The organism is Synechococcus sp. A10-1-5-1, from assembly GCF_023115425.1.
In the GTDB taxonomy this organism is placed as follows: domain Bacteria; phylum Cyanobacteriota; class Cyanobacteriia; order PCC-6307; family Cyanobiaceae; genus Vulcanococcus.
This window is the reverse complement of the sequence record NZ_CP096032.1, coordinates 487,931-509,988: the sequence shown is the minus strand read 5'-3', so window position 1 is coordinate 509,988 and position 22,058 is coordinate 487,931. Positions and strand designations below refer to the sequence as shown.

Here is a 22,058-nt window from a genome sequence, read left to right as displayed (position 1 = left end):
CGGCATGGGCCGCGGGCTGAAGAGAAGGCTCTAGGGCGTTGAGTTCAGGCGCCGCTTCCGACCGGTTGCATAAGTCCGCCACCAGGGGTGGAGTCGTCGTCGTCATTGCCGGTGTCCGACTGGAGCACGGCATAGACACCCAAGGCCACCATGCTGATGAGTCCGGAGATCAAGCTCAGGCCACCGCCGAAGCCGGTGCTGAGGTCGATGACTTCGCCGAGGCCGGGACCCATGAGTGTCCGTTACATTGCTTCACCGAATTGTAACGGACTTTTGCGCTGGGCGCTCATCTTTGGGGCCCAGTTGGCTTAGACCGCCAGCACCGCCTCGTTTTTGGCTTTGAGCTGCTCGGCTCGCTGGGCTTCCGTGAGGCCATCGGCACCAGGGATCTGCTCGACCATCTGCTTGAGCCAGTTCATGAGCTCCTCCACCTGCTTCTCCATGGGCAGGACCCCAAGGCCCCGGGCCAAGACCTTGGCTGTACTGCCCGAACCGGCCTGGTAGACCAGTCGGCCATGGAGGTGCTGGGGCAATCCCTGGCGCAGCAGGCGGAAGGCCGGCTCCTCCATGGGCGTTTCCAGCGCAATGTTGGGTTTCTCGGGCTTGATCCGCGAGAAGCCACAGCGCTTGGCCAGCAGCTTGAGCTCCATCAGCTGCAGCAGGGAGATGACCGGCGCGGGGATCGCGCCATAGCGATCCACCCAGTCGGCTGCGAGTTGCAGCAGCCCATCGGGGCTGCTGCAGTCGGCCGCGGCGCGATAGGCGGCCATCTTCTCGTCGTTGTCGCTGATCCAGTCGCCGGGGATGAAGGCGGTGAGCTGCAGGTCGATCTGCGTGTCATCCACCGCGGGGATGTCCTGGCCCTGGATTTCCGCCAGGGATTCCTGGAGCATCTCCATATAGAGGTCAAAACCGATGGTCTCCATCTGGCCGCTCTGCTCGACCCCCAGCAGGTTGCCCACCCCGCGGATCTCCATGTCGCGCATGGCCAGTTGGTAGCCGCTGCCCAGCTGCGCAAATTCCTGAATGGCGCGCAGGCGCTGCCGTGCCGCATCGCTGAGGGAGGCGTCCCCTGGATAGAAGAGCCAGGCGTGGGCCTGGATGCCGCTGCGGCCCACGCGACCCCGCAGCTGGTAGAGCTGGGCGAGGCCGAACTTGTGGGCGTCCTCAATCAGGATCGTGTTGACCCGAGGAATGTCCAGGCCGCTCTCCACGATCGTGGTGCAGAGCATCAGGTCCGCCTCGCCGGCGTTGAAGGCCACCATGGCGCTCTCCAGTTCGCCTTCCGCCATTTGACCGTGGGCGACCAGGAGCCGTAGGCCGGGGATCATCTGCCGCAGCCCTTCGGCCACCTCTTCGATGCCCTCCACCCGAGGGACCACATAGAAGATTTGACCGCCACGATCGAGTTCCTGGCGGATGGCACTGCGTACCGCTTCTTCATCCAGGGCCGCCAGGTGCGTCTTGATCGGACGGCGCAGCGGCGGGGGGGTGGTGATCAGGCTCATCTCGCGCACCCCCGAGAGGCTCATGTAGAGGGTTCGCGGGATCGGGGTTGCCGAGAGGGTCAGGACGTCGACGTCCTTGCGCAGGGCCTTGATCTTTTCCTTCTGGTTGACGCCAAAGCGCTGCTCTTCATCCACCACGAGCAGTCCCAGTTCCTTGAATTGGGTGCCCTTGCCCAGGAGTTGGTGGGTGCCGACGACCACGTCGACGGTGCCCTCGCCGAGCCCCTCTTGGATCACCTTGCGCTCACTGGTGGTGCGGAAGCGATTCAGCAAGCTGACCTTGATCGGATAGGGGGCAAAGCGCTCGGAGAGCGAACGCCAGTGCTGCTGCGCCAGAACGGTTGTCGGGGCGAGCATCGCCACCTGCTTACCGGCGGTCACGGCCTTGAAGATCGCCCGGATCGCCACCTCGGTTTTGCCGAAGCCCACATCGCCGCAGACCAGTCGGTCCATGGGCTGGGGTTGCTCCATGTCCCGTTTGACATCGGAAATGGCCTTGACCTGATCCGGTGTGGGCTCGTACGGGAAGGAATCCTCGAGTTCGTTCTGCCAGGGGCCATCGACCGGGAAGGCGAAGCCCGGAGCCTTGTGCCGTTCGGCGTAGAGCTTGACCAGATCGAGGGCCACCTTGCGCACGGCCTTGCGCGCACGCTCTTTGGCCTTGTTCCAGGCGGTCCCCCCCATCCGGTTGAGATCTGGGGGGTTGTCGCTGGTGGCCCGGTATCGACCGAGGCTGCCCAGCTGGTCCGCGGCGACCCGCAGTAGGCCATCGGCGTATTGAACGACGAGGTAATCGCGGGCCTCGTTGCCAATCGCCAGCTTCTCGAGCTTGAGGAATTTGCCGATGCCGTGGTTGCGGTGCACCACGAAATCCCCCGGACGCATCTTGTTGGGATCCACCGTCCGGCTGGCTGCCTTGCGCCGGCGGCGGACGTAGCCACTCGCCGCCAGGGAGTGTTGCCCGAAGAATTCCCGGTCGGTGATCAACGCCAACTTCCAGGCCGGCAATTGCAGACCCTCGAGTTCGGCGGTGCCCTTGGTCTTGAGGGCGACGGGGGTGTTCTGCTCGATCAGCCGATCGATCGCTGGGTGATCGGCCGGGTTCGGGACGAAGCGACTGATGCAGTCGTGTTCCTCGAGTAGGGCTACGGCGCGGCTGGGCTGGGCGGAGAGCAGCCAGACCCGGGCCTTGTCCTTCTGGAAGCCTTTGATCAGCTCGGCGAGCTTGCCGAATTGGTTGGGGTAGGCCGGAACGGGCCGGCTGGAGAGGTCGAAGTTGTTGGGGTGGTTGTCGCTTTCCTGGAGTTCCGCCAGGTCAAACCCTTGGAAGCCCTCAGCGGCGGCCAGGGCCTCCTCGGGGCTGCGGTGGAGCACGGCCGGCAGCTCGACGCCAAGCTCCGCGCTGACTTCAGCGTGATGCTCGATGGCATGGTCGAACCACTGCTGGCCGTGGGAGAGGCAATGGCGCCGCTCATCGATGGCGATCAGGGTTCCTTCGGGTAGGTAATCCAGCAGGGAAGCAGGCTCGCTCCAGGCCAGGCCCATCAGCCGTCGCATCCCCTCCGGTGTTCCCCCCTCCAGCAGTTGCTCGGTGGCCTCGGGGCTGAGCAGCTGATCGAGGCCCTCCGGCATTCCCTCGCGCAGGGCGTCGGCAATGAGGGGGCCGTAGCCGCTGGGGGTGAGCCGCACCACCTCGATGGGATCGAGGGAGCGTTGGCTGGCGGGGTCGAATTCCCGCAGTTTCTCCAGCTCTTCGCCAAAAAACTCGAGTCGAACGGGGAGTTCTGAGCTGACCGGAAAGACGTCGACGATGTCGCCGCGGCGGCTCCAGCTGCCCTCCTGCTCGATGCTCGTGACCCGCTCGTAGCCGAGCCGGGTCAGGGTTTCACCGAGGGCCTCGAGATCAAATTCATCCCCTTTGCGCAGGCTGAGGCACTGGGCTTGCAGGGCCGCCGGCGGCGGTAGGTGAGGCTGCAGGGATCGTTCCGTGGCGACGATGGCGCAGCGGCTACCGGCATCCAGGAGTTCGCTGAGGACCTGCAGTTGTCCCCAGGTGATCTCGCTGGTGGGATCAAAGGGTTCGTAGGGGCTGCCCTCGCTGGTGGGATACAGCTGGGCGCTACCCCAGCCCATCAGCTCCAGGAGGGCCGCCCAGCGTCCGGCTTCCTCCAGGGTGGGAACCACCACCAGCAGCGGAGCCTCAGCGCAGCTGGCCAGGACACTGCTGATCAAGGCACGGGCTCCTCGTCCTGCGCCGGATAGCCGTAGCCGCTCGTCCCGGCCACACCGCTGCAGGACCTCTCCACTGAGGGGCACCTGCTGCAGTTGGCGCACCAGGGCGGAGAGGGGCATGGGGCTCAAAGCACAGCTGACCATCTTGGCAAGACAATGGAGAGGTCCCGAGGCCGGCTGCAGCAATGCGAGGGAGCCCTCTGTGGCTGTCGTTGGCGGTTCTTCTCCTGGCCGGCGCTGGCTTGAGTTGGCTGCAGCGTGACGCCAAGCCGCTCCAGGAGGACGTGGCCCAGGCCAGCAGCACCGATGCTGAGGCGCCCTTGGCCTTGCCCCTCAATTGGCAACTGACAGCCTCCAGTCAGCGGCCGTTATTTGATTGGCTGGATCGGGCAGATCTGCTTTGGCGGCCGAGGGTGGAGCGCCTCCCAAGCGGGGGCCAGCGGATTACCTACAGGCGCCGGCTTGGGGAGAAGCCGTTGTCCACGGTGCAGTTGCGGCAGCTGATGGCCCATCCGCCCAGCTACCGGACCGAGCGCGAGGCGATTGCATTGCTCTTAGAGCAGCTGGAGCGCAGCGGCGTGGTGCTGGTGGTGCGGCAACCCAAGCAAAAGGGAGCAGCCGGTGAGTGGAATCCGCGTCGCGGTGAGTTGCGCTTGCGTCCGGATGTCGCCTCCAAGGGGACGGTCAATTTCGCGCGGGTCCTAAACCACGAAGCGATCCATGTGGCCCAGAGCTGCAAAGGCGGATCGCTCTACGCCAGGCCGCGGTTGCTGGGCCTGAGCCGCAGCCTGAGCGCGTCAGGTCGCCGCCACTTGCAGCAACCCCTCTATGCCAAGGCCTCACGGGAGCAGCGGTTGCTGGAGGAGGAGGCCTACGCCAACCAGGAGCAGCTCAACCTGGGGTGGGAGCTGCTGGCTCGCCACTGCCGGAGCCAATGAGGGTGGTTTCCAGCTGCATGTTGAACTCCAACAGCTGCTCGTCACTCAATTGCTGACGGCTGCTGAGTTTGAACTGCTGCTCAAGGGCCTGCCGGCCGCGGTTGGCATCCCACTGCAAGGCAGCGAGCAAGTCATCGCTTTGGCTAAGTAGATCGCGCCGCCGCAGGGGAATCGAGGCTGCGGCTGGGTCAGTGCTGGGCTTGAGGTCCCTCAGGCTGCGGACATAGGCCGCCAGGTCGGTGTAGTTGGTGATTCGGTTGCGGCTGGGGTGGCCGAAGGCCCGCTGCAGATAGGTCCCCTCTTGGTTCCTGTCCCACCCCAGTCGTTTGAGCTGGATGTCGATTTCAGCGAGTTCGTCGCTCCAGTCCTCAGGGTCCGCGGCGGGTTCCTGCGGTTCAGCGGTAACAGCAGGCGCTTCGGGTTGGGATTGTGCCTGGGGCAGGCTCGGCTGAATCGTCTCAGCAGTTGGAGCTTGCGCCTGGATCGGTTCGGCTGAGTCCTCAGCAGGGGGGCGCCGCACGACGGGGTGCCGCACGGGGGCCTCGGGCTGCGGTGGCGGATTCGGAGGCTGGTGCTGCTGGGCAGGGGGTTGATTCAGGCGAGCTTGCAGCCTCTCAAGGGCTCTCTCCTCCGCGAGCTCGGCACTCTCCGCTTCCCCCAGGGCACTGCCCAGGCAGCTGGAACCCTGCCAGGCGCTGAGCTGAACCACGCGCTTGCCGGCCTCGGCGTGCACCAGACGCGCCCGAAAGGACAGGCTGCTCTCCATGCTCTGGATCTCGGTTCCGCGTTTCTACACTGGCTGGCCTTGGAATCCTCTGCAGCAACTGAATGGAAGCGGAGTCAATTCCATCCCTCTCACCCCTGATCCAAGCGGCCGATCAGTGGGGGGAGTTGCTGCTGCTCTTGCCGCTGCTGGTGGCCCTCGAGGCGGTCCTCTCGGCTGACAACGCGATTGCCCTGGCGGCGATCTCTCGCCGGCTGCATGACCCGAAACTGCAAGCCCAGGCCCTGAACCTTGGCCTGGGGCTTGCTCTGGTGTTCCGCTTGGTGTTGATCGCGGCGGCCCGGTGGGTCCTGGACTTCTGGCCGCTGCAGATGCTGGCGGCGGGCTATCTCCTGTGGCTTTGTGTCACCAACTTGAGGCCGGGTGACTCTCAGGTGGAGGAGGAGCAGGGCCAAGGTGATGACCCCAGCGCAGAGGTGGCCCAGAAGGGGCTCTCGGGGGTGGTGGTCACCCTGGCGTTGACGGACTTGGCCTTCTCGCTCGACAGCGTTGCTGCCGCGGTGGCCGTCAGCGACAACCTGTTGTTGGTTATGACCGGTGGGGTCTTGGGGGTGGTGGCCCTGCGGCTGACCTCCGGGCTCTTTATCCGTTGGCTCGAGGTCTACCGCCATCTCGAATCAGCGGGCTATCTGGCGGTCGGTCTGGTGGGCATCCGCTTGCTCCTTCGCCTTTCTGCGCCCCAATTCGTTCCTCCTGAATGGGGGCTGCTTGGGATCGTGGCCCTGCTGTTCGCTTGGGGGTTCTCCAAGCGCAACAGCGAGCCCTTGGCTGAGGAAGCGGAGGGTTAAGGCCGATGCGCGTTGAACTGCGTCAGGCCGGCAGTAACCAACTGATCGATCGACTCGAACTGGAGGATGTGCCCCATCCCGGGCGCTGGCTGGAGCTGCCTGAACGGAGTTATCTGGTGCTGCAGCGCCATCACCGCTATCAGCTGCGGGACGGCCGCTATGAGCTCAGCTCGATCGCCCTTCAGGTCAAGGCTCAACGTCGCCCGGTGGATGCCCGGTGGTGGCAGGGGCGCTGGGTGATTGGGGACCCCAGTTGTCACTTCAATGCCCGCTCTCCGCTGCTTCGTTGCGCGGTTTTGCCTGCAGGTCCCTGTGAGCGCTGCGCTCACCACAGTTTGCGCAGCGAGAGTTGATGGACTGGACCTGGCACCGGGGAATCGTGGCCGCTGGCCATGGGGTGGCTTCGGGATCGTCGAGCGACAGCCCCTATCCCGCCGGCACCATTGCCCTGCAGTCTCCTTTCTTTCTGCAGGGGGGATTGGACCTCTCCGGTTGCGTCCAGGGGACGATCAATCTTGATTTCCCTGGCTGTCGCTGGGCGTTGCGTCAGCCCGACTGGTGTTTTGAGCAGTTGGAGTGGACGCCACTGCATCCGCCAGAGACCTTTTCCTTCTGGCGTGTTCTCCTCCGCCAGGGCTCAGGCGAGCAGCTCGAGGGTTGGATTTATTACCCCCATCCCGAGACCAAGGTCCGCCATTTCCAACGGGACGGCCGCCTGGAGCTGTTGGCACCGTGGCTGCCAGAGCTGACGGCTGGCTCAGCCCTGGAGTTGGCTGTGGATCCTGCCCGTTGCCAGTTGATTGCGGTCGCCCGCTTGCGGGCTCGCCTGCTGGAGTTCTTGAAATTTCGGGTCCTGGCAGCCCAGGAGAGCTTTTTCCTGCAGGAACTTCCGCCGCTCCGCCAATGGCTGGATCAGCACTGGCCGGAAGCCTCGGTTCTCAGTGATGCGGAGGTGCAGCTCAGCCTCGAGCAGGCCAGGCAGCTGTACACCGAGTCCTGAGCCGTAGGGTGAAGCTTCGTGAGGTTTGCTTATCTCCTCCCCCGATCGTTCTCCCCGGCGTCGGAGCCGGCCGGCTCCGGTGAAGCGGTTGCCTACGGCAGGCGCTGCCGCGGTGGAGGCTGCCGTGGCCCTGCCGCCTGTGGATGAGGAGCAGCTAGCGGCGTCCCCCTTTACGGCGCTCGGGCTGGGTCGGCCGATCGTTGAGGCCGTGCTGCAAAAGGGCTACAGCCAGCCCTCATCGATTCAGCAGCAGTGCATCCCGGCTGTGTTGGCGGGTCGGGATGTGATGGCGGCTGCCCAAACCGGCACGGGCAAAACCGCTGGGTTCACCCTGCCGATGCTGGAGCGGCTGCGCCATGGTCCCCATGCCCGGGGACGGATTGTCCGGGCTTTGGTCCTGACCCCAACTCGCGAGCTGGCGGCTCAGGTGGCCGACAACGTCAAGGCCTACTCGAGAAACCTGGACCTGCGTTCCGATGTGGTCTTTGGCGGGGTGAAGATCAATCCCCAGATCACGCGCCTGCAGGCCGGAGCCGATGTGCTGGTGGCGACGCCTGGCCGCTTGATGGATTTGGTGCAGCAGGGGGCGATCAGCCTCGATCGCGTCGAAATCCTGGTGCTCGATGAAGCCGATCGGATGCTCGACATGGGCTTCATCCGCGACATTCAAAAAATTCTGCGCTTGCTCCCCCCCAAGCGCCAAAACCTGCTGTTCTCCGCCACCTTCGAATCCTCGATTCGCAGGCTGGCAACGGGCCTGCTGCATGAGCCCGTCCAACTTCAGGTCACCCCTGAGAACCGAACGGCGACCACGGTCGAGCACATCCTTCACCCCTGCGATATGGGGCGTAAGGCTGATCTGCTCTGCCACCTGATTGCCAGCAATGACTGGCAGCAGGTGCTGGTCTTCTCCCGCACGAAGCATGGAGCCAATCGCGTTGCCGAACGCTTGAGTGCTGAGGGCATGGCGGCTGCCGCGATCCATGGCAACAAGAGCCAAGGGGCCCGCACCCGTGCCCTGGCTGGCTTTAAGAGCGGCGAGTTGCGGGTTTTGGTGGCCACCGACATCGCCGCCCGCGGCATCGATATTCACCAGCTCCCCCATGTGGTGAACCTCGATCTGCCGAACCAGGCAGAGGATTACGTCCACCGCATCGGCCGCACAGGCCGGGCTGGCCACAGTGGCCATGCCGTTTCCTTGGTGGCCGCTGAGGAGCACGAGCTGTTGCGGGCGATTGAACGGCTCACGGGTAAGAAATTGCCGAAGCAGGAGATCCCGGGCTTTGAGCCCACGGTGCTCTCGGCACCTCCCTTGGATCTCAGTGGTGGGCGCGGCCGCTCCAATCGCGGTGGGTCCAGTCGTGGCCCTTCCTCAGGACGTCCTGGAGGGGGGCGGAGTGGTGCAAGCCGCGGAGGGCGCCCAGCGGCACGCTCGTCCTCGCGCCGCGGCTGATCTTGAGTGGGATTTGATCCCAGGCGCTGGTCCGCAGAGCCTCGGCCCCAGCAGCGGGTCACCAGCAACGTCGATGCGCTGCTCCAAGAGAACGAGGCCCTGAGGCGGGAGGTGCGTCAGCTGCGCAGGCAGTTGGAGTCGCTCCGCCAAAGGCCTGAACCGAGCCGGCAGCGCTGGCGATGGCAGGAACCCGCAGAGCCCGACCCGCTTGTGTGTGCTGCCCAGGTGGAGCGTTGGGGAGTGGCCCTGGCGGAGCAGAAGGGCTGGGCTGTTTTGCGCCTGGCGGGATTGGAGCAGCTCATTGAGCAGCTGAACCGCAGCAGTTTTCTGCCGCAGCTGACGCTGCAGCAGCGCCTGGATCACCTGGTGCCCGGACTTGGCCGGGACCTGTTCGCGGCGATCCCAAGCCCTGTCAACAAGAGGCGCTGTGCCGTATTGGCGGCTTTTGCCCTCTATGGCGTCAGCGCGATCGAGTGGCTCGATGACGATCCCCAGCGTGTCGTCCTGGAGCTGCGTCAGCGGCAGGGTCAGAGCAGGGGTGGAGATCGCAGGACCCGCAGTGATCAGCGCCACACGGATCGCCAGAGCAAGACGGGGAGCTCAGCCGATCCTCGTGGCCGTGATGCCCGAACGGTGGCGGCTCTTCAGGTCTTGGGGTTGGAGTGGGGGGCGTCCAGGCAGGCGATTAAGCAGGCCCATCGCCGGTTGGTGAAACAGCACCATCCAGATGTGGGCGGAACGGCTGAAGCGTTTCGGCGGGTCAACGATGCCTATCAGTTCCTTGTTGCCTAGTCGCCGAGGCGATCGCCGGGGACCGCCCCGAGTTGCTGGAGCAGCTGGGTTCCCTGACTGGCACTTTTCCCTTCCAGCTGGGCTTCTCGAATCAGGAGGGGACAGCCCGAGCTGGCCACCACCAGGCCAGTGGCCTCGACGCACTCCAGCACGGTTCCGGGTGTGTGGGTCGAGGTCTCTCCTGGGTTGAGCCCCCAGCGCTCGGCCAATGCTGAGGCTTCCGGGCTCAGTTCCCCAGATCGACGCTTGATCAGGGGTTCACTGGAGAGCACCTTGAGGCGTTTGCCCTTCCAGCTGCTGGCTGCACCGGGATAGAGCCCCATCACCTTGCGGTGGATCTCCAGGGACGAAGCCGTCCAATCCAGCTGGAAGTCCTCTTTCACAAGCATCCGGGCGTAGGTCATTCCCTCGTCCGGTTGGCTGCGAACCCCTAAGCGCTCCAATCGGACCTGTTCAGGTCCCGCGCCAGCTGCCTCGATCAGGGGTAGAGCTTCCACCAAAAGCTCTCCGGTGAGCCGTGCCAGCCGTTCGGCCAGTTGGTGGGCGTTCTCCAGTAGACCGATCGGGATGGCGCGTTCAAGCAGCACCGGTCCGGTATCGAGTCCCTCCTCCATCGCCATGATCCCGACCCCCGTTTGTGCGTCGCCTTCGATCAGAGACCACTGAATTGGACCGGCGCCGCGCCAGCGGGGGAGCAGGGATCCATGGCCGTTCCAGCAGCCCAGGGGCGGTTGCTGCAGCACCTCCGGCGGAAGGATCTGGCCGAAGGCGACCACGATGTAGACATCAGCCCCCAGCTCGGCCAGCTGCCGTTGGCATTCGGGATCCCTTCGAATTCGCTCCGGGGTGAAGACGGGAATCTTGAGTTCAGTGGCCCGGGCCTTCACAGGTGAGGGCACGAGCGCCTTGCCGCGCCCCCGCCGACGGTCCGGCTGGGTGACGACCCCGACGAGTTGATGTCCGGCTGCCACCAGCGCATCGAGACTGGTGGCGGCATAGGCCGGAGTACCCCAGAAGAGGATCCGCATCGCTTGCGTTTAGGCCTCGCCGGTGATCGAGAGCCCCTCCACCCAGACCATCGGGCAAAGCCCGTCGGGTGTCACCTTGGCTTCGCCTTCGAAGCCGACGATGGCGTTGAGCACCTGACGGATATCGCCAGCCACGGTGGCCGCTTCGATCGAACGGGCTTCCCCGCCTTGGATCAACCAACCATCGAAGGGGAGGGAGAAGGACCCTTGACTGGCCTTGACGCCCGCATGCAGGGCGGAGAGGGAGTCGATCCAAATGATCGGCTGATCGGCCTTGAAGCGATCTAAGCCGCTCTGCCCTCCGTTGCTGCCAGGGGTGGGGCCAATCTCAAACCAATCGGGACCGACGGAGACCTTGGCGCCCAAGCCGGCATGGCCGGTGGGTTCAACGCCAAAGGCGCGCGCTGTGGCTTCGGAGTGCAGGAAGTTCTTCAGCACTCCGCCCTCCAGCAGGGCCAGCTTGCGGGTGGGGGTTCCCTCGCCGTCGAAGTTTGAGGCGCCGATGTTGCCCGGGTGCAGCCCGTTGTCGTGGATCGAGAGGAAGGGCACCGCCAGGCTTTGGCCGATGGAGTCCCTCTGGCTCAGGCTCACTCCATCCAGCACCGAGCGGGCGTTGAAGAGGTTGCTGAAGGCGCCGACCAGATCAAGGAAGGCTTCTGGACTGAGAACACAGGTGTAGCGACCGGTTTCCACCGGTGCGTAATCCAGGTGGCTGATGGTTCGCTCGGCGGCCTCGTCAATGCAGCCGGCGATGTCGAGGTCTGAGGCGCCGTAGGCCAGACGGACGGCACCGGAGCTGCGCGGTTTGCGGCCGCTCTCCTCGGCTCGGGCATAGAGGTAGATGCTGGCGGTGGTCATCTGCTGCTGGCGGCAGGCCCCCTCGCTGTTGAGGTAGATCCGCTCGCTGCTGCGCTCGGCCAGGCCGTTGTAAGGAACGGTGCTGATGGCCTGATGACGTCCCAGAAGATCCCGTTCAGCGACCTTCAGCTGCTCAAGCAGCTTGAGGATGCCCTGGGGCTGATGCAGGGGTTGATCCAGGCTTGTCAGGGGAGCCGTTGCCAGGGGTGAGAACGATGGGGTCTCACTGGCATTGCCGAACGAAGCGGCGTCTCGGGCTCCTGAGAGGGCGCGTTCCAATCCGCTGGGGGAGAGATCGGAGGTGCTGGTGGTGCCCACCAGGCCATCGCCGTTCCAGACGCGGATCGTGATCGAGCTGCGCTGCGCTCCCTTGAGCTGCTTGGGTTCCCCGCGGTCGACTTGGACGGAGGTGTCCGTGCTGCAGGCCGCTCCGAGGTCCCACTGACGGATGCCGTGTTCCTTGGCGATTCCCTCCAGTTGGCTCCGGAGTTGTTCGGCGTTCAGGGTTTGGTTGGTGTTGCTCATTTCAGCGGCCCCCCACGGTGATGGAGTCGACCTTGATGTGCGGTTGCCCCACGGTCACGAAGATGCTGCCGCTCACGGAGCCGCAGAAGCCTGCGGCCAGTTCCAGGTCATTGGCGCACATGGAGATGCGGGGCATCACTTCCTTGGCTTCGCCGATCAAGGTGGCGCCCTTCACCGGTTTGGTGAGCTTGCCGTCCTCAATCAGGTAGCCCTCTTCCACCGCGAAGTTGAACTGACCGGTGGGGCCGACGCTTCCGCCGCCCATGGACTTGCAGTAGAGGCCGCGATCCACCGAGGCAATGAGGTCCTCCGGTTGATGGGGACCTGCTGCGATGTAGGTGTTCCGCATGCGGCTGGCGGCCGCAAAGGTGTGGCTCTGGCGACGGCCGCTGCCGGTCCGTGCATGGCCCGTGCGCAGTTCGCCAGCCCTGTCGCTCAAGAAACGCTGAAGGACGCCGTTCTCGATCAGCACCGTGCGCTGCGCCTCCAGCCCCTCGTCATCCATGGACAGGGAGCCAAAGGCGCCACCGGTCAGCCCCTCGTCGATAGCCGTCACGGCCTCGTGGGCGATGGGTTCACCCACTTTCTCGGCGAAGGGTGTGGTGCCGCGCTCCACCTGGGTGGTTTCCAGCAGGTGCCCGCAGGCCTCGTGGAAGATCACGCCGCCGAAGCGATTGGCGAGCACCGCCGGCATCTGGCCGGCTTCGACGTAGTCCGCATAGAGCATGTTTCCGGCGCTCGTGCAGACCTCATCGGCGGCCTGGGCCACATCCCACTGGCGAAGATTGTCCGGGCGATCAGAGGTGCCGTACCGACGCCCCACCCCGGCGCGGTGATCACCATCGGCGGCCAGGACATTGAGGCCCACGGATTGATGGAGGCGGATGTCCCGTCCAAAGGTGCCGTCACTGGCGGCCACCATCACTTCCTGCCAGTCCCGGGCGTAGCTGCCCCGGCGTGCCTGCAGATGCTTGCCTTTTTGCTGCAGCTGGGCCGTTCCTTCGAGCAGTTTCTGGGTGGTCTCGGTTAGCTCGGGACAGCTGCTGAGCCAGAGACCTTTGTCCAGGGCAAAGTCCCTGAGGGCCGGTAAACCCTCAAACCCGCTCAGTCCTGCCCCTTGGACATCCAGCCCCAACATTCCCAGGGCCTGGGTGAGCGCTGTGGATAGTCCGGCTTCGCTGAGGTCATTGGTACTGACGAAGCCGTCGCGCTGGTCCCGGAAGACGCGGATGCCTGCGCCCATGCCGAAGGCGGGAGTGACGCTGGTGATCGTGTCCTGTTCAGCGAGAACCCCGATGTGGTCGGTCCGTTCAAGAAAGATCTCAACGAGATCAGCTCCGGCGGCTTTGCCCATCGCCAACAGGGACTCGAGGCGGGGACTCCAGCGCTGATCAAAGGGGCCGAGCAGCAGCTCTGCGTGGGACGGGATGGAGGCAATCACGCGGGTTGTCGACAGATGGGCATGGACGGCTGCAGGCCATCACGGTCCTAGCAAGAAGGCCCTGGCCGAAGCGACCAGGGCCTCTCCCCCGAGGGGGAACTCCGGATGAACGGAGGGATCAGCGCACGGCGGCTTGGTAGTTCTCGCTGCGAATGGGATTCATAAAGAACAGCTTGGCCATTTCGCCGGCGTTTGCAGCCCAGTAGGGCAGCTTGCGGAGGGCCTTGAGCGGAGCCGGAGCATTGCCCTGATCGGCGGCACTGAGTTTGTCGTTGTTGCGCACCAGGCGCTCAAGACGCGTGTAGAACTTCGGATGGTCGACGTTCAGCACCACGGGGAAGACCCGGGCGGTGGTCTCGTTGGTCTTGGCGATCACGTACTTGTCGTACTCGCGAGCGTCGAGGCCGAGGGCTTCGTAGAACTCCTTACGGGCCACGTCACGCACGTACATCGTGGCGAACACAGCCAGTAGGAAGAAGCGGCACCAGAGGCGGGCGCGCAGGCCCGTGACGCTCTTGGGCTGGGCCTTCATCAGGGCGTCAAAGAAGTCACCATGACGGTTCTCGTCTTGGCACCAGTTCTCAAAGAAGTTGAAGATCGGGAAGATCTTGCTGTCGGGGTTCTTCTCGAGGTGGCGGAAGATCGCGATATAGCGCCAGTAGCCAATCTTCTCGCTCAGATAGGTGGCGTAGAAGATGTATTCGGGCTTGAAGTAGGTGTAGGCCTTGCTCGCGGTGAGGAAACCGAGGTCCAGCTGCAGACCGAAGTCGCTCATGGACTTGTTCAGGAAGCCAGCGTGGCGGGCCTCATCGCGGGCCATGTGCGCGAAGCACTCGGCCAGCAGGGGATTGCGCTCTTTGATCCGGCGGCTCAGCTCTTTGTAGAGCAGAAAACCAGAGAACTCGGAGGTGCAGCTCTGCTCGAGGAATTCGACGAAGACCTTGCGGGTCTCGGGATCGAGCTTGTCGGCGGCGCCTTCGAACTCTTCGTTGCGGACGAAGTGATGACGGTTGTAGTCCTTCCGGAACTCCTCGCAGATGGCTTCCAGCTCATCGGCGTTAGGGCTGAGGTCCATGGCAGCCATGGCCTCGAAATCCGTGGTGTAGAACCGCGGAGTCAGGATTGTGTCCTTGACCGGATCTTTGGTGGCCGGTGCATTGGGCGTGCCGATGGCTGTTGCGGCGTCAGATGAGGCAACGGCGGTGGGAGGCACCATCGGGCAGCTTGAGCGGAGCAGATCCCATCGTAAGCGGCTTCGGTGTCAGCCCGTTGACCGCCTTCATCACTCGCAGGCTTAGTTCGCCCCCAGCCATTTCTGACCGTTGAGCCGTTGCACCAAGCGGGAGACCAGCAGCGCCTGAGTCATTTTTTTCTCATCAATCAAGAATGACTCCAGCAGGCTGGGTTCACTTCCGGCCTCTGCCAGGGCAATGGTCTTGGCAGAGCTGATGGACTCACTGGTGAAACAGAGCCAGAAGCGACGGCCGCTGGGCAGGGTGCCTTTGACCTGCCAGCAGGCGCTGCCGACGACAGGCATGGGGCCCTGCTCGAAGCTCAGGCTGCAGTTGGGACCGCCGTAGGCCTCGATTTCCTTGGCCAGCGCCGGAATCAGCAGATTCGGGACGAAGTCAGCGAAGGGTTTGTCTTCTGGGGCTGGGGGCTTCGCGGGCTTGGCTGGCTTGGTGTCTGCCGCCTGTGGTGCGGGTTTGGCGGAATCGGTCACCGGCGAAGGCCTCAATCCAGACGTTGGTGAACTTTAGGGAGTGCTCACCAGTCCTCAGGGCTGCTGTTGCCCCAATCGTCTGGATCAGCGGTGCTCACCGGAGCTGCCGCAGCGCTGACGGGCTCCTTGCTTGGACTTTGTTGACTTCGCCGAATCACGCGAAAGGGAACGGAGACGGTGGGCGCAGGTTCCGCTGCCGCGCGGCTGGGTCCTGCCCAAGCGCTGGGGGGACGCTCGGGTTCTGCTTCAAAGGCCCAGTCTTCGCTCTCGAAAGGGGGGCGGCCCTCTCTGGCCTCAGGGTCAGGGCGGCGGCGTACCGAGCGTCTGGGCAGGATTTGAGGGCCTGATCCTTGAAGGGCCAAGGCAGCGCCGGCAGCGCTGAGGCCGGCCCCCAGGCTGGAGGCTCCCGCCAACCAGAGGCCCAGGGGCAGAGCTGGGGAGGTCCAGGTCAGGACGCGCACCGTGACTGCGGGTTTGGTGTTCAGGCCCCCTACGACCAGGGTCGCCAGGAGCGGCGAGAGCAGCGGCAGCAGCAGGATGCGTTTCAACACAGGGGCGATGCAGTGCCTCAGGGCTGGATCGGCCCGGTCCAGCGCTGCAGCTGACCAAGCTCATATCCGAGGCAATCGAACACGCGAATCACCAAAAAGTCCACCATCTCGTCGAGGGATTGCGGCTGGTGATACCAGGCTGGGGCTGGGGGTGCGATCCGTGCTCCCGCCTCCGCCAGGGCGGTGAGGTTGCGTAGGTGGATCAGGTTCCAGGGGGTTTCTCGCGGGCAGATCACCAGCGGCCTTCCTTCCTTGAGATGGACATCGGCGCACCGCTCCATCAGGTCGGTGGCGACCCCCGAGGCGATGCGGCCGACGGTCCCCATGGAACAGGGCAGGATCACCATCCCGCGGGTGCGATGGCTACCACTGGCAATGGACACGGATTGGTCGTTCCAGCGGTGGCAACGCAGTTCACCGGTGCTGCAGCCGCTGCGCTCCCGCCAGAAGGCCTCCTGGGCCGATGGCTCGTTTGGCACCCGCACCCCCAGCTCCGCTTGCCAGACGCCGATGGCACCGCGGCTGACGATCAGATCCACAGACTCCCCGGCCTGCAGCAAGAGCTGCAGAGCCCGCTCCGCAAGGGGTTGGGCACTGGCACCCGATACCGCCAGAACAATGGGCAGCGGCGCTGCCTTGGCGCTGCTGTCACTCAAGGGTTCAGTCCTCGCTTCCTGCTTCGGCGTCGCTGGGCTCTTGGGTGTCTGAATCCTCGGGGGAGAACTCTTCGTAGCCCTCAGGCAGGACGACGGCCAGATCGATCTGGTGCCGCAGTACATCCACCTTCTGGATGGTGACCTCCACCTGGTCGCCCAGCATGTAGGTGCGGCGGTTCTTGCGACCCACCAGCTTGTTCTGACGGGAGCGGTATTCGTACCAATCGTCCTTCAGGGAGCTGACATGAACCAGGCCCTCGACGTGGGAGGGCGGCACCTCAACAAAGAAGCCATAGCTCTGGACGCCACTGATGACCCCGGTCAGGGTTTGGCCCACAAGTGGTTCGGCCTGGCGCGCCTGGGCCATGGCCAGGGCATCGCCCTGCAGCTCGCTGACAAAGCGGCCGCGCTCATTCAGGCGATGCAGCAGTGCTCCGGTGAGTCCCTCCTCGACTGGGCTGAGCTGGCTGCCGATCAGTAGGGGCCAATCGATGACCCCGTGGCTTTGATCGGAGGCGATGTCGACCCGGGTCTTGTGGCGAACGGAGGGGCGATCCTTGCCCTCGCTCAAGAGCAACACCAACAGGTGCTGGTTCCAGAGGTCGGCGTAGTGGAGGGCTGCGCAGCACCACGGGGCATAGGCCTGGTCTTCAGCCGCCAGGGTGTTGATGCCGGGCTCTGCGCAGAGGCTCACCGGTTTGAGTGGTTCCCGCAGTTGCTGCAGCAGCACCCGCGCTCGATCGCTCGCGGCAAACGCCACGGCTAGTTCCTGGGCACTGGCGTTGCCATCGGCGGAGAGTTCCAGGGGAATCTCCAGGGCCAGAGCAGCCTTGGCCACGTCGTTGAGGGCTTCGGCCTCAGGGGCTGCATTGACGGCATAGATGGCCGGCAGCTCCAGAGCGGCCATGTGCCGTCCAAAGGCCCGATGGGCCTGCAGGACCATTTCCCGTAGCAAGCCAGCGGGGGAGAGGGCGGGATCAAGCTGAATCATCCAGCCCTGGCGGCGTTCATCCGGTTCGGGGATGGACAGCTCACCCAGTCCCTCGAGGCTGGGGATGCTCAGATCTAGATCGATCGAGCCTTGGCTCAGGCGGTTCTGGCTCAGGGTCTGGGCTAGGGCAATCAGCTGCTCCAGGAGTGGCAGCTGATCCTTGAGCGATTTCAGGGCAGCGGGTGTCGTGCGTGCCTTGGGCTTGCGATCGGCTAGGGCCTGCAGGGCTTTTGCATCGACCAGGCCATCGGCGGAGATGGTGCTGCGGCAGAAGCGGAAGTGCTGCAGCTCACCCTCGGCGTTCAGATCAAGGGCGACCGAGAGCGCTGCAGCGGGGGTTCCGGTTTTGAAGGCCGCTGCTTTGGTGGTGGCGCTGGGGAGCAGCGGTAGCCAGCTGTCACCCACGCACAGGGCTTCGCTGCGCTCCCGCAGGAACAGATCGAGGGCGCTACCAAAGCCCACACGCTCGGCGATGGCGGGGGCGTGAACCCAGAGGCGCTGACCGTCCTCCAACGACTCCAAGGAAACCGCGGGCAGGAGCGGGGAATCAGCACTGCCCCAAAGCTGGAGCAGCAGGGTTGGCAGGGCGGTCAGGTCATCCCGCGTTTTGAGGTCGGGGGCTTTGGCGCTGCTCTTCGGTGCCACCGGCAGCTCGCGAAGACCGTGCTTCGTCAGCAGCAAATCCAGATCGGCTTCCGGACCGGCATTGACCGCGAGACTGCGGGCTACATGACCCTCGGGGGGAAGTTGCCCCACGGGGTAGCGGTCCAGCTTGACTTCCACCACGGCTTCCGTGGCGGGTTTGAGGTGCTCACTGTCACCGGCCGGCAGGTTGATCGCCGTCAACAGACGATCGTCCAGGGGCACGGCCACAAGCGTGTCGTTCTGCTGCTCCACCTGGGCGAGCAGGCTCGTGGTGTTGCGCTGGAGGATGCACTGCACGCCACCTTCCGGTGAGCGCCGCCGCCCACCTTCGCGCGTGACCCGCACTAGCACCCTGTCGCCGTTCCAGGCGTGGTTGAGCTGGTTGTCGCGGATGTAGATGTCTTCGCCACCGTCCTCGCGCAGTGCGAAGCAGAAGCCTTTGCTGCTGCAGCGGAGCCTGGCTTCGATGAGGGACTCATCCTCGACGCGGCTGATGCCCTCTTCGGCTTCTTCGAGCACCCCAACCCGGGCAAGGGCGCTCAGGGCAATGCTCAGTTGTTCCTTGTCGGCCTTGGTGCTCAGGCCGAGACCCTTTTCGAGCTTGCTCAGGCTGAGGGGCTCCTGCTTCGGGAGCTGCTCAATGAGGTCCGCGACCGTGAACTTCATGGCTTTTCGGGAGGGCTTCTGCGGAGCGGACAAGCCCCAGGGAGGTGGAGGTTCTGCGTGCCGTAGGCATCACACGAAGACGGCCAACGCCTTCAAGCAGTGCTGCACCTCTTCATCTTACTCAGCGCCTCAGGTCTGTCCGCTAGGCGTCATCCGTTGCTTCGGTCGCAGCGCCTTCGTCCTCTTGGCCGGCCTTCAAGAGCAGCCGGCCTCCAATCACCAAAAATCCCACCGAAGCCGCCAGCTGCAGCGCGTCTGTTGGGATCACCGCGGAGAGGGAACCGCCAGCGCCAGCACCGAGCAGGCTCGCCAGGACAAGGGCACTGGCACTTCCCGCGAAGACGGCACCGCTGCGGTTCGAGGTGCCGCTGATGGTGACGATTGCCAGTTGGGTCTTGTCCCCTAGCTCTGCGAGGAAGACGGTCAGGAAGGTCGAGGCCAGTAGAGGGAGTTGCATGGCAATCAGGCCAGGGGGAACATGCTGAAGGCGGCCTGCCGGCCAAGCCAGAGCCCCAAGCCGATCATCAAGATGCCGGCCAAGCGCTCGAGCTGGCCGGGGGGCAGCACCCGCGAAAGCCAGCGGCCGAGAACAACGCCCACCAGGCTGGAGCTGATCAGGGCGAGGGACGCTCCGATGAACACCAGGACTGGGCGTCCGGATTCCGCCGAGAGGAGCAACGCGGCTAATTGCGTCTTGTCCCCGAGTTCCGCCAGAAACACGGTGGTGAAGGTCGTGAGGAAGACCGCACCAAAGCTGGCGGCTTGATCCTCTTTCTTGGGATTGGGCGTGTCGCTGCTCGGGGCGGACTCAGGCATCAGGGCTGGCGATCGTTGTCTTCAGCGGGCTGGCGGATCGCCTGCTCGAAACGCTTCATCACCATGCCACGACCGCCGTGTTCGCAGCGGATTTGCTGCCGGCAACAGGCGATGGCGAAGTCGTTGGCCTCCTCGTCAGGCACCTCAAACAAACGGGCAAGGTTCTCCACGCGGCAGAAGACGGGCCGCTCGTCGTAGATGCGGCAGCTGCTGGAGCCGGTGTCGAAGTGGATGCACCAGCCGTCAGGCCCCACCATCGAGAGATAGAGCTGCTGTTGTTCTTCGTTCAGGGCTTCCAGGGCCTCGTTCCGCTCCCCTGGATCAAGCCGGCAGCAGGAGCCGCAACCACTGATGCAGCGCCATTGGAGCGCCTCAGTCATGGTTCAACTCCGTGGTGCTGTGACAACCCGTCACAGGAGCGATCCACCCATCAGCCGGACGGGACCGTCTGCTTTTAGGCTTCACCCAACATGTGCAGCTTCCGAGCCGTTCTCCCATGGGAATCGACTTCCACCTGATCGCCAACTTCGCTGCTCTGTTCCTGATCACCCTCGTTGGCCCAGCAGTGATCTTCATCCTCTTCTACCGCCGCGGCGCCCTCTGATCTGAGGGTCTTTCCTGCGCACGGCCTAGAGACAAGCCCCCTTTGAGGTCCGTCCTCGGGGGGCTTTGTTGTGTCTAGGCAGCCAGTCCCATGGCCCGCGCCGCGTCCTGCACCAGGGCTCTGACATAGGGGTGGTTCGCTTTGGGGTGATCGATCTGGAGTGCTTCAAGACGACCCGGCTGGGCTTCACCGCGTAACTCCTCACCGTCGGCATTGCGGATCACCACGGCGTTGCCATCGCGCCGGACCCAGTAACTGCGCTCCTGACGTTGCAGCACCAGGGCGTCTCCGCTGCTTGGCCGGATTCCGATCAGTTCGAGCTGAAGGGTCTCCTGGCCATTCCAGCGGTTCAGCCTGAGGTGATACGCCACATCCACCTGTTTGGGGAGTAGGTGTCCAATGGGTCCCCAGCGCCAGGCCATGGCCCGCACCCGTGCTTCGCCTTGGCGCAGGGTGAGCTGGAGGTGACCGCCCCGCAGTTCCCGTTGTTGGCTGATCGTGCAGCCGCAGCTCCAAAACAGCGGGGTGGGGTTTCCAATGCCGAAGGGTTCTAGCTGTTGCAGTTCACGCCAGAGCGGCCGGTTGATGTCCTCAAGCTGCAGCAGGGCCTCGGGCATGACCAGCTGCAGTCCCTCCCGTTCTCGCCAGGCCTGCGCCAGCTCATTCAGCCGTTCATGCAGGGGTGTGACGCGATCGGCTCTGACGGTGAAGCCTCCAGCTGCGGGGTGGCCCCCAAAGCGCTCCAAGAGGTCTCCGCAGGCCTGAAGGGCGGCATCGACGGCGAAGCCCTTGGGCGCCCGCACCGAGGCCCGCATCCGGCCATTCCCCTCAGCGGCGAGGAGGGCGACGGGAGCGCCGTAATGCTCCACAAGTCGAGCCGCAACAATGCCAATCACCCCGTGGTGCCAGTGGCTTTGCGCGAGCAGCAGGAACGGACTGCGCTGGTCCCCATCGGCTTCGGCCAGGGCACGTGCCTCCGCTTCGATCGCATCACAGAGTTCCCGGCGCTGACGGTTCAGGCTTTCGCATTCCCGCGCCAACTCCAGAGCCTGTTCCGCGTCGTCTGTGGTCAGTAGATCCACCACCAAGCGGGGATCGCCAAGCCGTCCGACCGCGTTGATGCGGGGGGCCAGCTGGAAACCAACGGCACCGGCATCGATTGGCGCATCGTCCATGCCGGCCACCTGCTGCAGGGCCTGCAGTCCCGGTAGGGGACTGTCTTTGAGTCGGGGTAATCCATCCATCAACCAGCGGCGATTGACCCCCTGAAGCGGAGCCATGTCGGCGATGGTGCCAATGCAGAACAAATCCATGGCCATGGCCAGGGCCTTCGCCGATCGGCTGGCTTTCGCCAGGGCACCGGCGAGGACGTAAGCGATGCCGACCCCAGCCAGGCCTCGGTAGGGGGAGCCCTCTGGGGTGCACTGGGGATGCAGGAGGGCGCTGAGGGGCGGACGCTCCTCGGGGATGGTGTGGTGATCCGTGACGATGACCTCCACGCCCAGGCCATGGGCCCGCTCGAGGGCCTCCCGCGCGGAAACCCCGTTGTCAACGGTCACCAGTAGCCGGATCCCTTCTGCGGCCAGCTCCTCCACCATGGAGACGTTGAGGCCATACCCATCGGCCTGCCGGCTGGGTATGGCCGCTTGCGGTTGGGCTCCTAACTGCTGAAGAACACCGATCAAGAGCGCCGTGCTGGTCATGCCATCGGCGTCGTAGTCGCCGCAGATGGCGAGGCGTTCGTTGGTTTTGCAGGCCTGCTTCAGGCGCTTGACCGCCAGGCCCAAGTCGGGGAAGTGCTCCTTGGGATCAGGGGCTTCCGCGGGGTTCAGCAGGGCCGTGATGGCCGCAGCGTTCGTAAACCCTCGCCTGGTGAGGAGGGCGAGGACGGGCTCCGAGAGCCCCAGGGCCCGCGTTTCGCTGCTCAGACCCTCAAGATCAACCGCTGCAGGGAGCTGCCAGTTCTGGTGCAGGCGCTGGTCCAACAAGCGTTGCTCTGGAGACTCGAGGAGCACGCCTGCGTTTCATCAGCTTTCATTCTGGGCCGTGAGTAGGCCCT

Annotated in this window: 22 protein-coding genes; 7 read left to right on the top strand and 15 right to left on the bottom strand. The window is 64.6% G+C overall.

The genetic code is table 11. From position 1 onward, the window contains the following. Window positions 1-44: 44 nt before the first annotated feature. Together MY494_RS02675 and mfd are read right to left on the bottom strand one after the other, a co-directional pair. On the bottom strand, window positions 45-233 hold the full coding sequence (locus MY494_RS02675; RefSeq protein ID WP_247911199.1) for a hypothetical protein: 189 nt from the start codon (window positions 231-233) through the stop codon (window positions 45-47). A gap of 75 nt (window positions 234-308) precedes the next feature. Then, window positions 309-3,860 (bottom strand): transcription-repair coupling factor, encoded by a 3,552-nt coding sequence (gene mfd, locus MY494_RS02670; RefSeq protein ID WP_247911198.1) that lies wholly within the window; start codon window positions 3,858-3,860, stop codon window positions 309-311. Between the two features lie 92 nt (window positions 3,861-3,952). Here mfd and MY494_RS02665 point away from each other — a divergent pair, with 92 nt between their 5' ends. Further along, on the top strand, window positions 3,953-4,678 hold the full coding sequence (locus tag MY494_RS02665) for a hypothetical protein (RefSeq protein WP_247911197.1): 726 nt from the start codon (window positions 3,953-3,955) through the stop codon (window positions 4,676-4,678). On the opposite strand, the gene MY494_RS02660 is transcribed toward MY494_RS02665, so the two are convergent. Continuing rightward, window positions 4,632-5,444 (bottom strand): hypothetical protein, encoded by an 813-nt coding sequence (locus MY494_RS02660; protein WP_247911196.1) that lies wholly within the window; start codon window positions 5,442-5,444, stop codon window positions 4,632-4,634. The two genes, MY494_RS02665 and MY494_RS02660, sit on opposite strands and share 47 nt — an antisense overlap. A 62-nt stretch (window positions 5,445-5,506) precedes the next feature. Here MY494_RS02660 and MY494_RS02655 point away from each other — a divergent pair, with 62 nt between their 5' ends. The 5 genes from MY494_RS02655 to MY494_RS02635 all read left to right on the top strand — a co-directional run bounded on the left by MY494_RS02655 (window position 5,507) and on the right by MY494_RS02635 (window position 9,495). Then, window positions 5,507-6,250, top strand: a complete 744-nt coding sequence (locus tag MY494_RS02655; RefSeq protein ID WP_247911195.1) for a DUF475 domain-containing protein — start codon at window positions 5,507-5,509, stop codon at window positions 6,248-6,250. Window positions 6,251-6,255: 5 nt separating this feature from the next. Continuing rightward, window positions 6,256-6,603: a DUF6464 family protein gene (locus tag MY494_RS02650; RefSeq protein WP_247911194.1), complete on the top strand. Its 348-nt coding sequence runs from the start codon at window positions 6,256-6,258 to the stop codon at window positions 6,601-6,603. Beyond that, complete coding sequence (locus MY494_RS02645) at window positions 6,603-7,250, top strand: hypothetical protein (protein WP_247911193.1); 648 nt, start codon at window positions 6,603-6,605, stop codon at window positions 7,248-7,250. Before MY494_RS02650 ends, MY494_RS02645 begins: the two co-directional genes overlap by 1 nt. A 208-nt stretch (window positions 7,251-7,458) precedes the next feature. Next, complete coding sequence (locus MY494_RS02640) at window positions 7,459-8,703, top strand: DEAD/DEAH box helicase (RefSeq protein WP_247911930.1); 1,245 nt, start codon at window positions 7,459-7,461, stop codon at window positions 8,701-8,703. Between the two features lie 6 nt (window positions 8,704-8,709). Further along, window positions 8,710-9,495 carry a DnaJ domain-containing protein gene (locus tag MY494_RS02635; RefSeq protein ID WP_247911192.1) on the top strand — a complete coding sequence of 262 codons (786 nt, stop codon included), beginning with the start codon at window positions 8,710-8,712 and terminating at the stop codon, window positions 9,493-9,495. Here the strand turns inward: MY494_RS02635 and fmt are convergent. The 11 genes from fmt to MY494_RS02580 form a co-directional block, all read right to left on the bottom strand. After that, complete coding sequence (fmt, locus tag MY494_RS02630) at window positions 9,492-10,523, bottom strand: methionyl-tRNA formyltransferase (protein WP_247911188.1); 1,032 nt, start codon at window positions 10,521-10,523, stop codon at window positions 9,492-9,494. The two genes, MY494_RS02635 and fmt, sit on opposite strands and share 4 nt — an antisense overlap. Window positions 10,524-10,532: 9 nt before the next feature. After that, on the bottom strand, window positions 10,533-11,906 hold the full coding sequence (locus tag MY494_RS02625; protein ID WP_247911177.1) for a TldD/PmbA family protein: 1,374 nt from the start codon (window positions 11,904-11,906) through the stop codon (window positions 10,533-10,535). Window position 11,907: 1 nt separating this feature from the next. Then, window positions 11,908-13,260 (bottom strand): TldD/PmbA family protein, encoded by a 1,353-nt coding sequence (locus MY494_RS02620; RefSeq protein ID WP_247911929.1) that lies wholly within the window; start codon window positions 13,258-13,260, stop codon window positions 11,908-11,910. A 205-nt stretch (window positions 13,261-13,465) separates the two neighbouring features. After that, on the bottom strand, window positions 13,466-14,563 hold the full coding sequence (acsF, locus tag MY494_RS02615) for a magnesium-protoporphyrin IX monomethyl ester (oxidative) cyclase (RefSeq protein ID WP_247911175.1): 1,098 nt from the start codon (window positions 14,561-14,563) through the stop codon (window positions 13,466-13,468). 78 nt (window positions 14,564-14,641) lie between these two features. Continuing rightward, complete coding sequence (locus MY494_RS02610) at window positions 14,642-15,070, bottom strand: DUF2996 domain-containing protein (protein ID WP_247911174.1); 429 nt, start codon at window positions 15,068-15,070, stop codon at window positions 14,642-14,644. A 44-nt stretch (window positions 15,071-15,114) separates the two neighbouring features. Next, window positions 15,115-15,618: a hypothetical protein gene (locus MY494_RS02605; RefSeq protein WP_247911173.1), complete on the bottom strand. Its 504-nt coding sequence runs from the start codon at window positions 15,616-15,618 to the stop codon at window positions 15,115-15,117. Between the two features lie 20 nt (window positions 15,619-15,638). Continuing rightward, window positions 15,639-16,277 (bottom strand): flavin prenyltransferase UbiX, encoded by a 639-nt coding sequence (locus MY494_RS02600; RefSeq protein WP_247911172.1) that lies wholly within the window; start codon window positions 16,275-16,277, stop codon window positions 15,639-15,641. Between the two features lie 4 nt (window positions 16,278-16,281). Then, window positions 16,282-18,579, bottom strand: a complete 2,298-nt coding sequence (locus tag MY494_RS02595; RefSeq protein WP_247911171.1) for an RNB domain-containing ribonuclease — start codon at window positions 18,577-18,579, stop codon at window positions 16,282-16,284. Window positions 18,580-18,721: 142 nt separating this feature from the next. Beyond that, window positions 18,722-19,036, bottom strand: coding sequence for a TMEM165/GDT1 family protein (locus MY494_RS02590; protein ID WP_247911170.1), 315 nt, complete (start codon window positions 19,034-19,036; stop codon window positions 18,722-18,724). 5 nt (window positions 19,037-19,041) lie between these two features. Beyond that, window positions 19,042-19,395, bottom strand: a complete 354-nt coding sequence (locus tag MY494_RS02585; RefSeq protein WP_247911169.1) for a TMEM165/GDT1 family protein — start codon at window positions 19,393-19,395, stop codon at window positions 19,042-19,044. Then, window positions 19,395-19,775, bottom strand: a complete 381-nt coding sequence (locus MY494_RS02580) for a YkgJ family cysteine cluster protein (protein ID WP_247911168.1) — start codon at window positions 19,773-19,775, stop codon at window positions 19,395-19,397. The genes MY494_RS02585 and MY494_RS02580 overlap by 1 nt, the downstream gene beginning before the upstream one ends. Window positions 19,776-19,891: 116 nt before the next feature. Between MY494_RS02580 and psb30 the strand changes: the two genes are divergently transcribed. Next, window positions 19,892-19,999: a photosystem II reaction center protein Ycf12/Psb30 gene (gene psb30, locus MY494_RS02575; RefSeq protein ID WP_010317475.1), complete on the top strand. Its 108-nt coding sequence runs from the start codon at window positions 19,892-19,894 to the stop codon at window positions 19,997-19,999. Between the two features lie 74 nt (window positions 20,000-20,073). Here psb30 and recJ read toward each other — a convergent pair whose 3' ends face one another. Then, window positions 20,074-22,014 (bottom strand): single-stranded-DNA-specific exonuclease RecJ, encoded by a 1,941-nt coding sequence (gene recJ / locus MY494_RS02570; RefSeq protein WP_247911167.1) that lies wholly within the window; start codon window positions 22,012-22,014, stop codon window positions 20,074-20,076. Between the last annotated feature and the right edge of the window lie 44 nt (window positions 22,015-22,058).

Excerpts from the sequence above, each read along its gene's own strand:
- MY494_RS02675 (WP_247911199.1), bottom strand. The coding sequence starts at position 233 with ATGGGTCCCGGCCTCGGCGAAGTCATCGACCTCAGCACCGGCTTCGGC.
- mfd (WP_247911198.1), bottom strand. The coding sequence starts at position 3,860 with ATGCCCCTCTCCGCCCTGGTGCGCCAACTGCAGCAGGTGCCCCTCAGT.
- MY494_RS02660 (WP_247911196.1), bottom strand. The coding sequence starts at position 5,444 with ATGGAGAGCAGCCTGTCCTTTCGGGCGCGTCTGGTGCACGCCGAGGCC.
- MY494_RS02655 (WP_247911195.1), top strand. The coding sequence starts at position 5,507 with ATGGAAGCGGAGTCAATTCCATCCCTCTCACCCCTGATCCAAGCGGCC.
- MY494_RS02650 (WP_247911194.1), top strand. The coding sequence starts at position 6,256 with ATGCGCGTTGAACTGCGTCAGGCCGGCAGTAACCAACTGATCGATCGA.
- MY494_RS02645 (WP_247911193.1), top strand. The coding sequence starts at position 6,603 with ATGGACTGGACCTGGCACCGGGGAATCGTGGCCGCTGGCCATGGGGTG.
- fmt (WP_247911188.1), bottom strand. The coding sequence starts at position 10,523 with ATGCGGATCCTCTTCTGGGGTACTCCGGCCTATGCCGCCACCAGTCTC.
- MY494_RS02625 (WP_247911177.1), bottom strand. The coding sequence starts at position 11,906 with ATGAGCAACACCAACCAAACCCTGAACGCCGAACAACTCCGGAGCCAA.
- MY494_RS02620 (WP_247911929.1), bottom strand. The coding sequence starts at position 13,260 with ATGGGCAAAGCCGCCGGAGCTGATCTCGTTGAGATCTTTCTTGAACGG.
- acsF (WP_247911175.1), bottom strand. The coding sequence starts at position 14,563 with ATGGTGCCTCCCACCGCCGTTGCCTCATCTGACGCCGCAACAGCCATC.
- MY494_RS02595 (WP_247911171.1), bottom strand. The coding sequence starts at position 18,579 with ATGAAGTTCACGGTCGCGGACCTCATTGAGCAGCTCCCGAAGCAGGAG.
- MY494_RS02590 (WP_247911170.1), bottom strand. The coding sequence starts at position 19,036 with ATGCAACTCCCTCTACTGGCCTCGACCTTCCTGACCGTCTTCCTCGCA.
- MY494_RS02585 (WP_247911169.1), bottom strand. The coding sequence starts at position 19,395 with ATGCCTGAGTCCGCCCCGAGCAGCGACACGCCCAATCCCAAGAAAGAG.
- MY494_RS02580 (WP_247911168.1), bottom strand. The coding sequence starts at position 19,775 with ATGACTGAGGCGCTCCAATGGCGCTGCATCAGTGGTTGCGGCTCCTGC.
- psb30 (WP_010317475.1), top strand. The coding sequence starts at position 19,892 with ATGGGAATCGACTTCCACCTGATCGCCAACTTCGCTGCTCTGTTCCTG.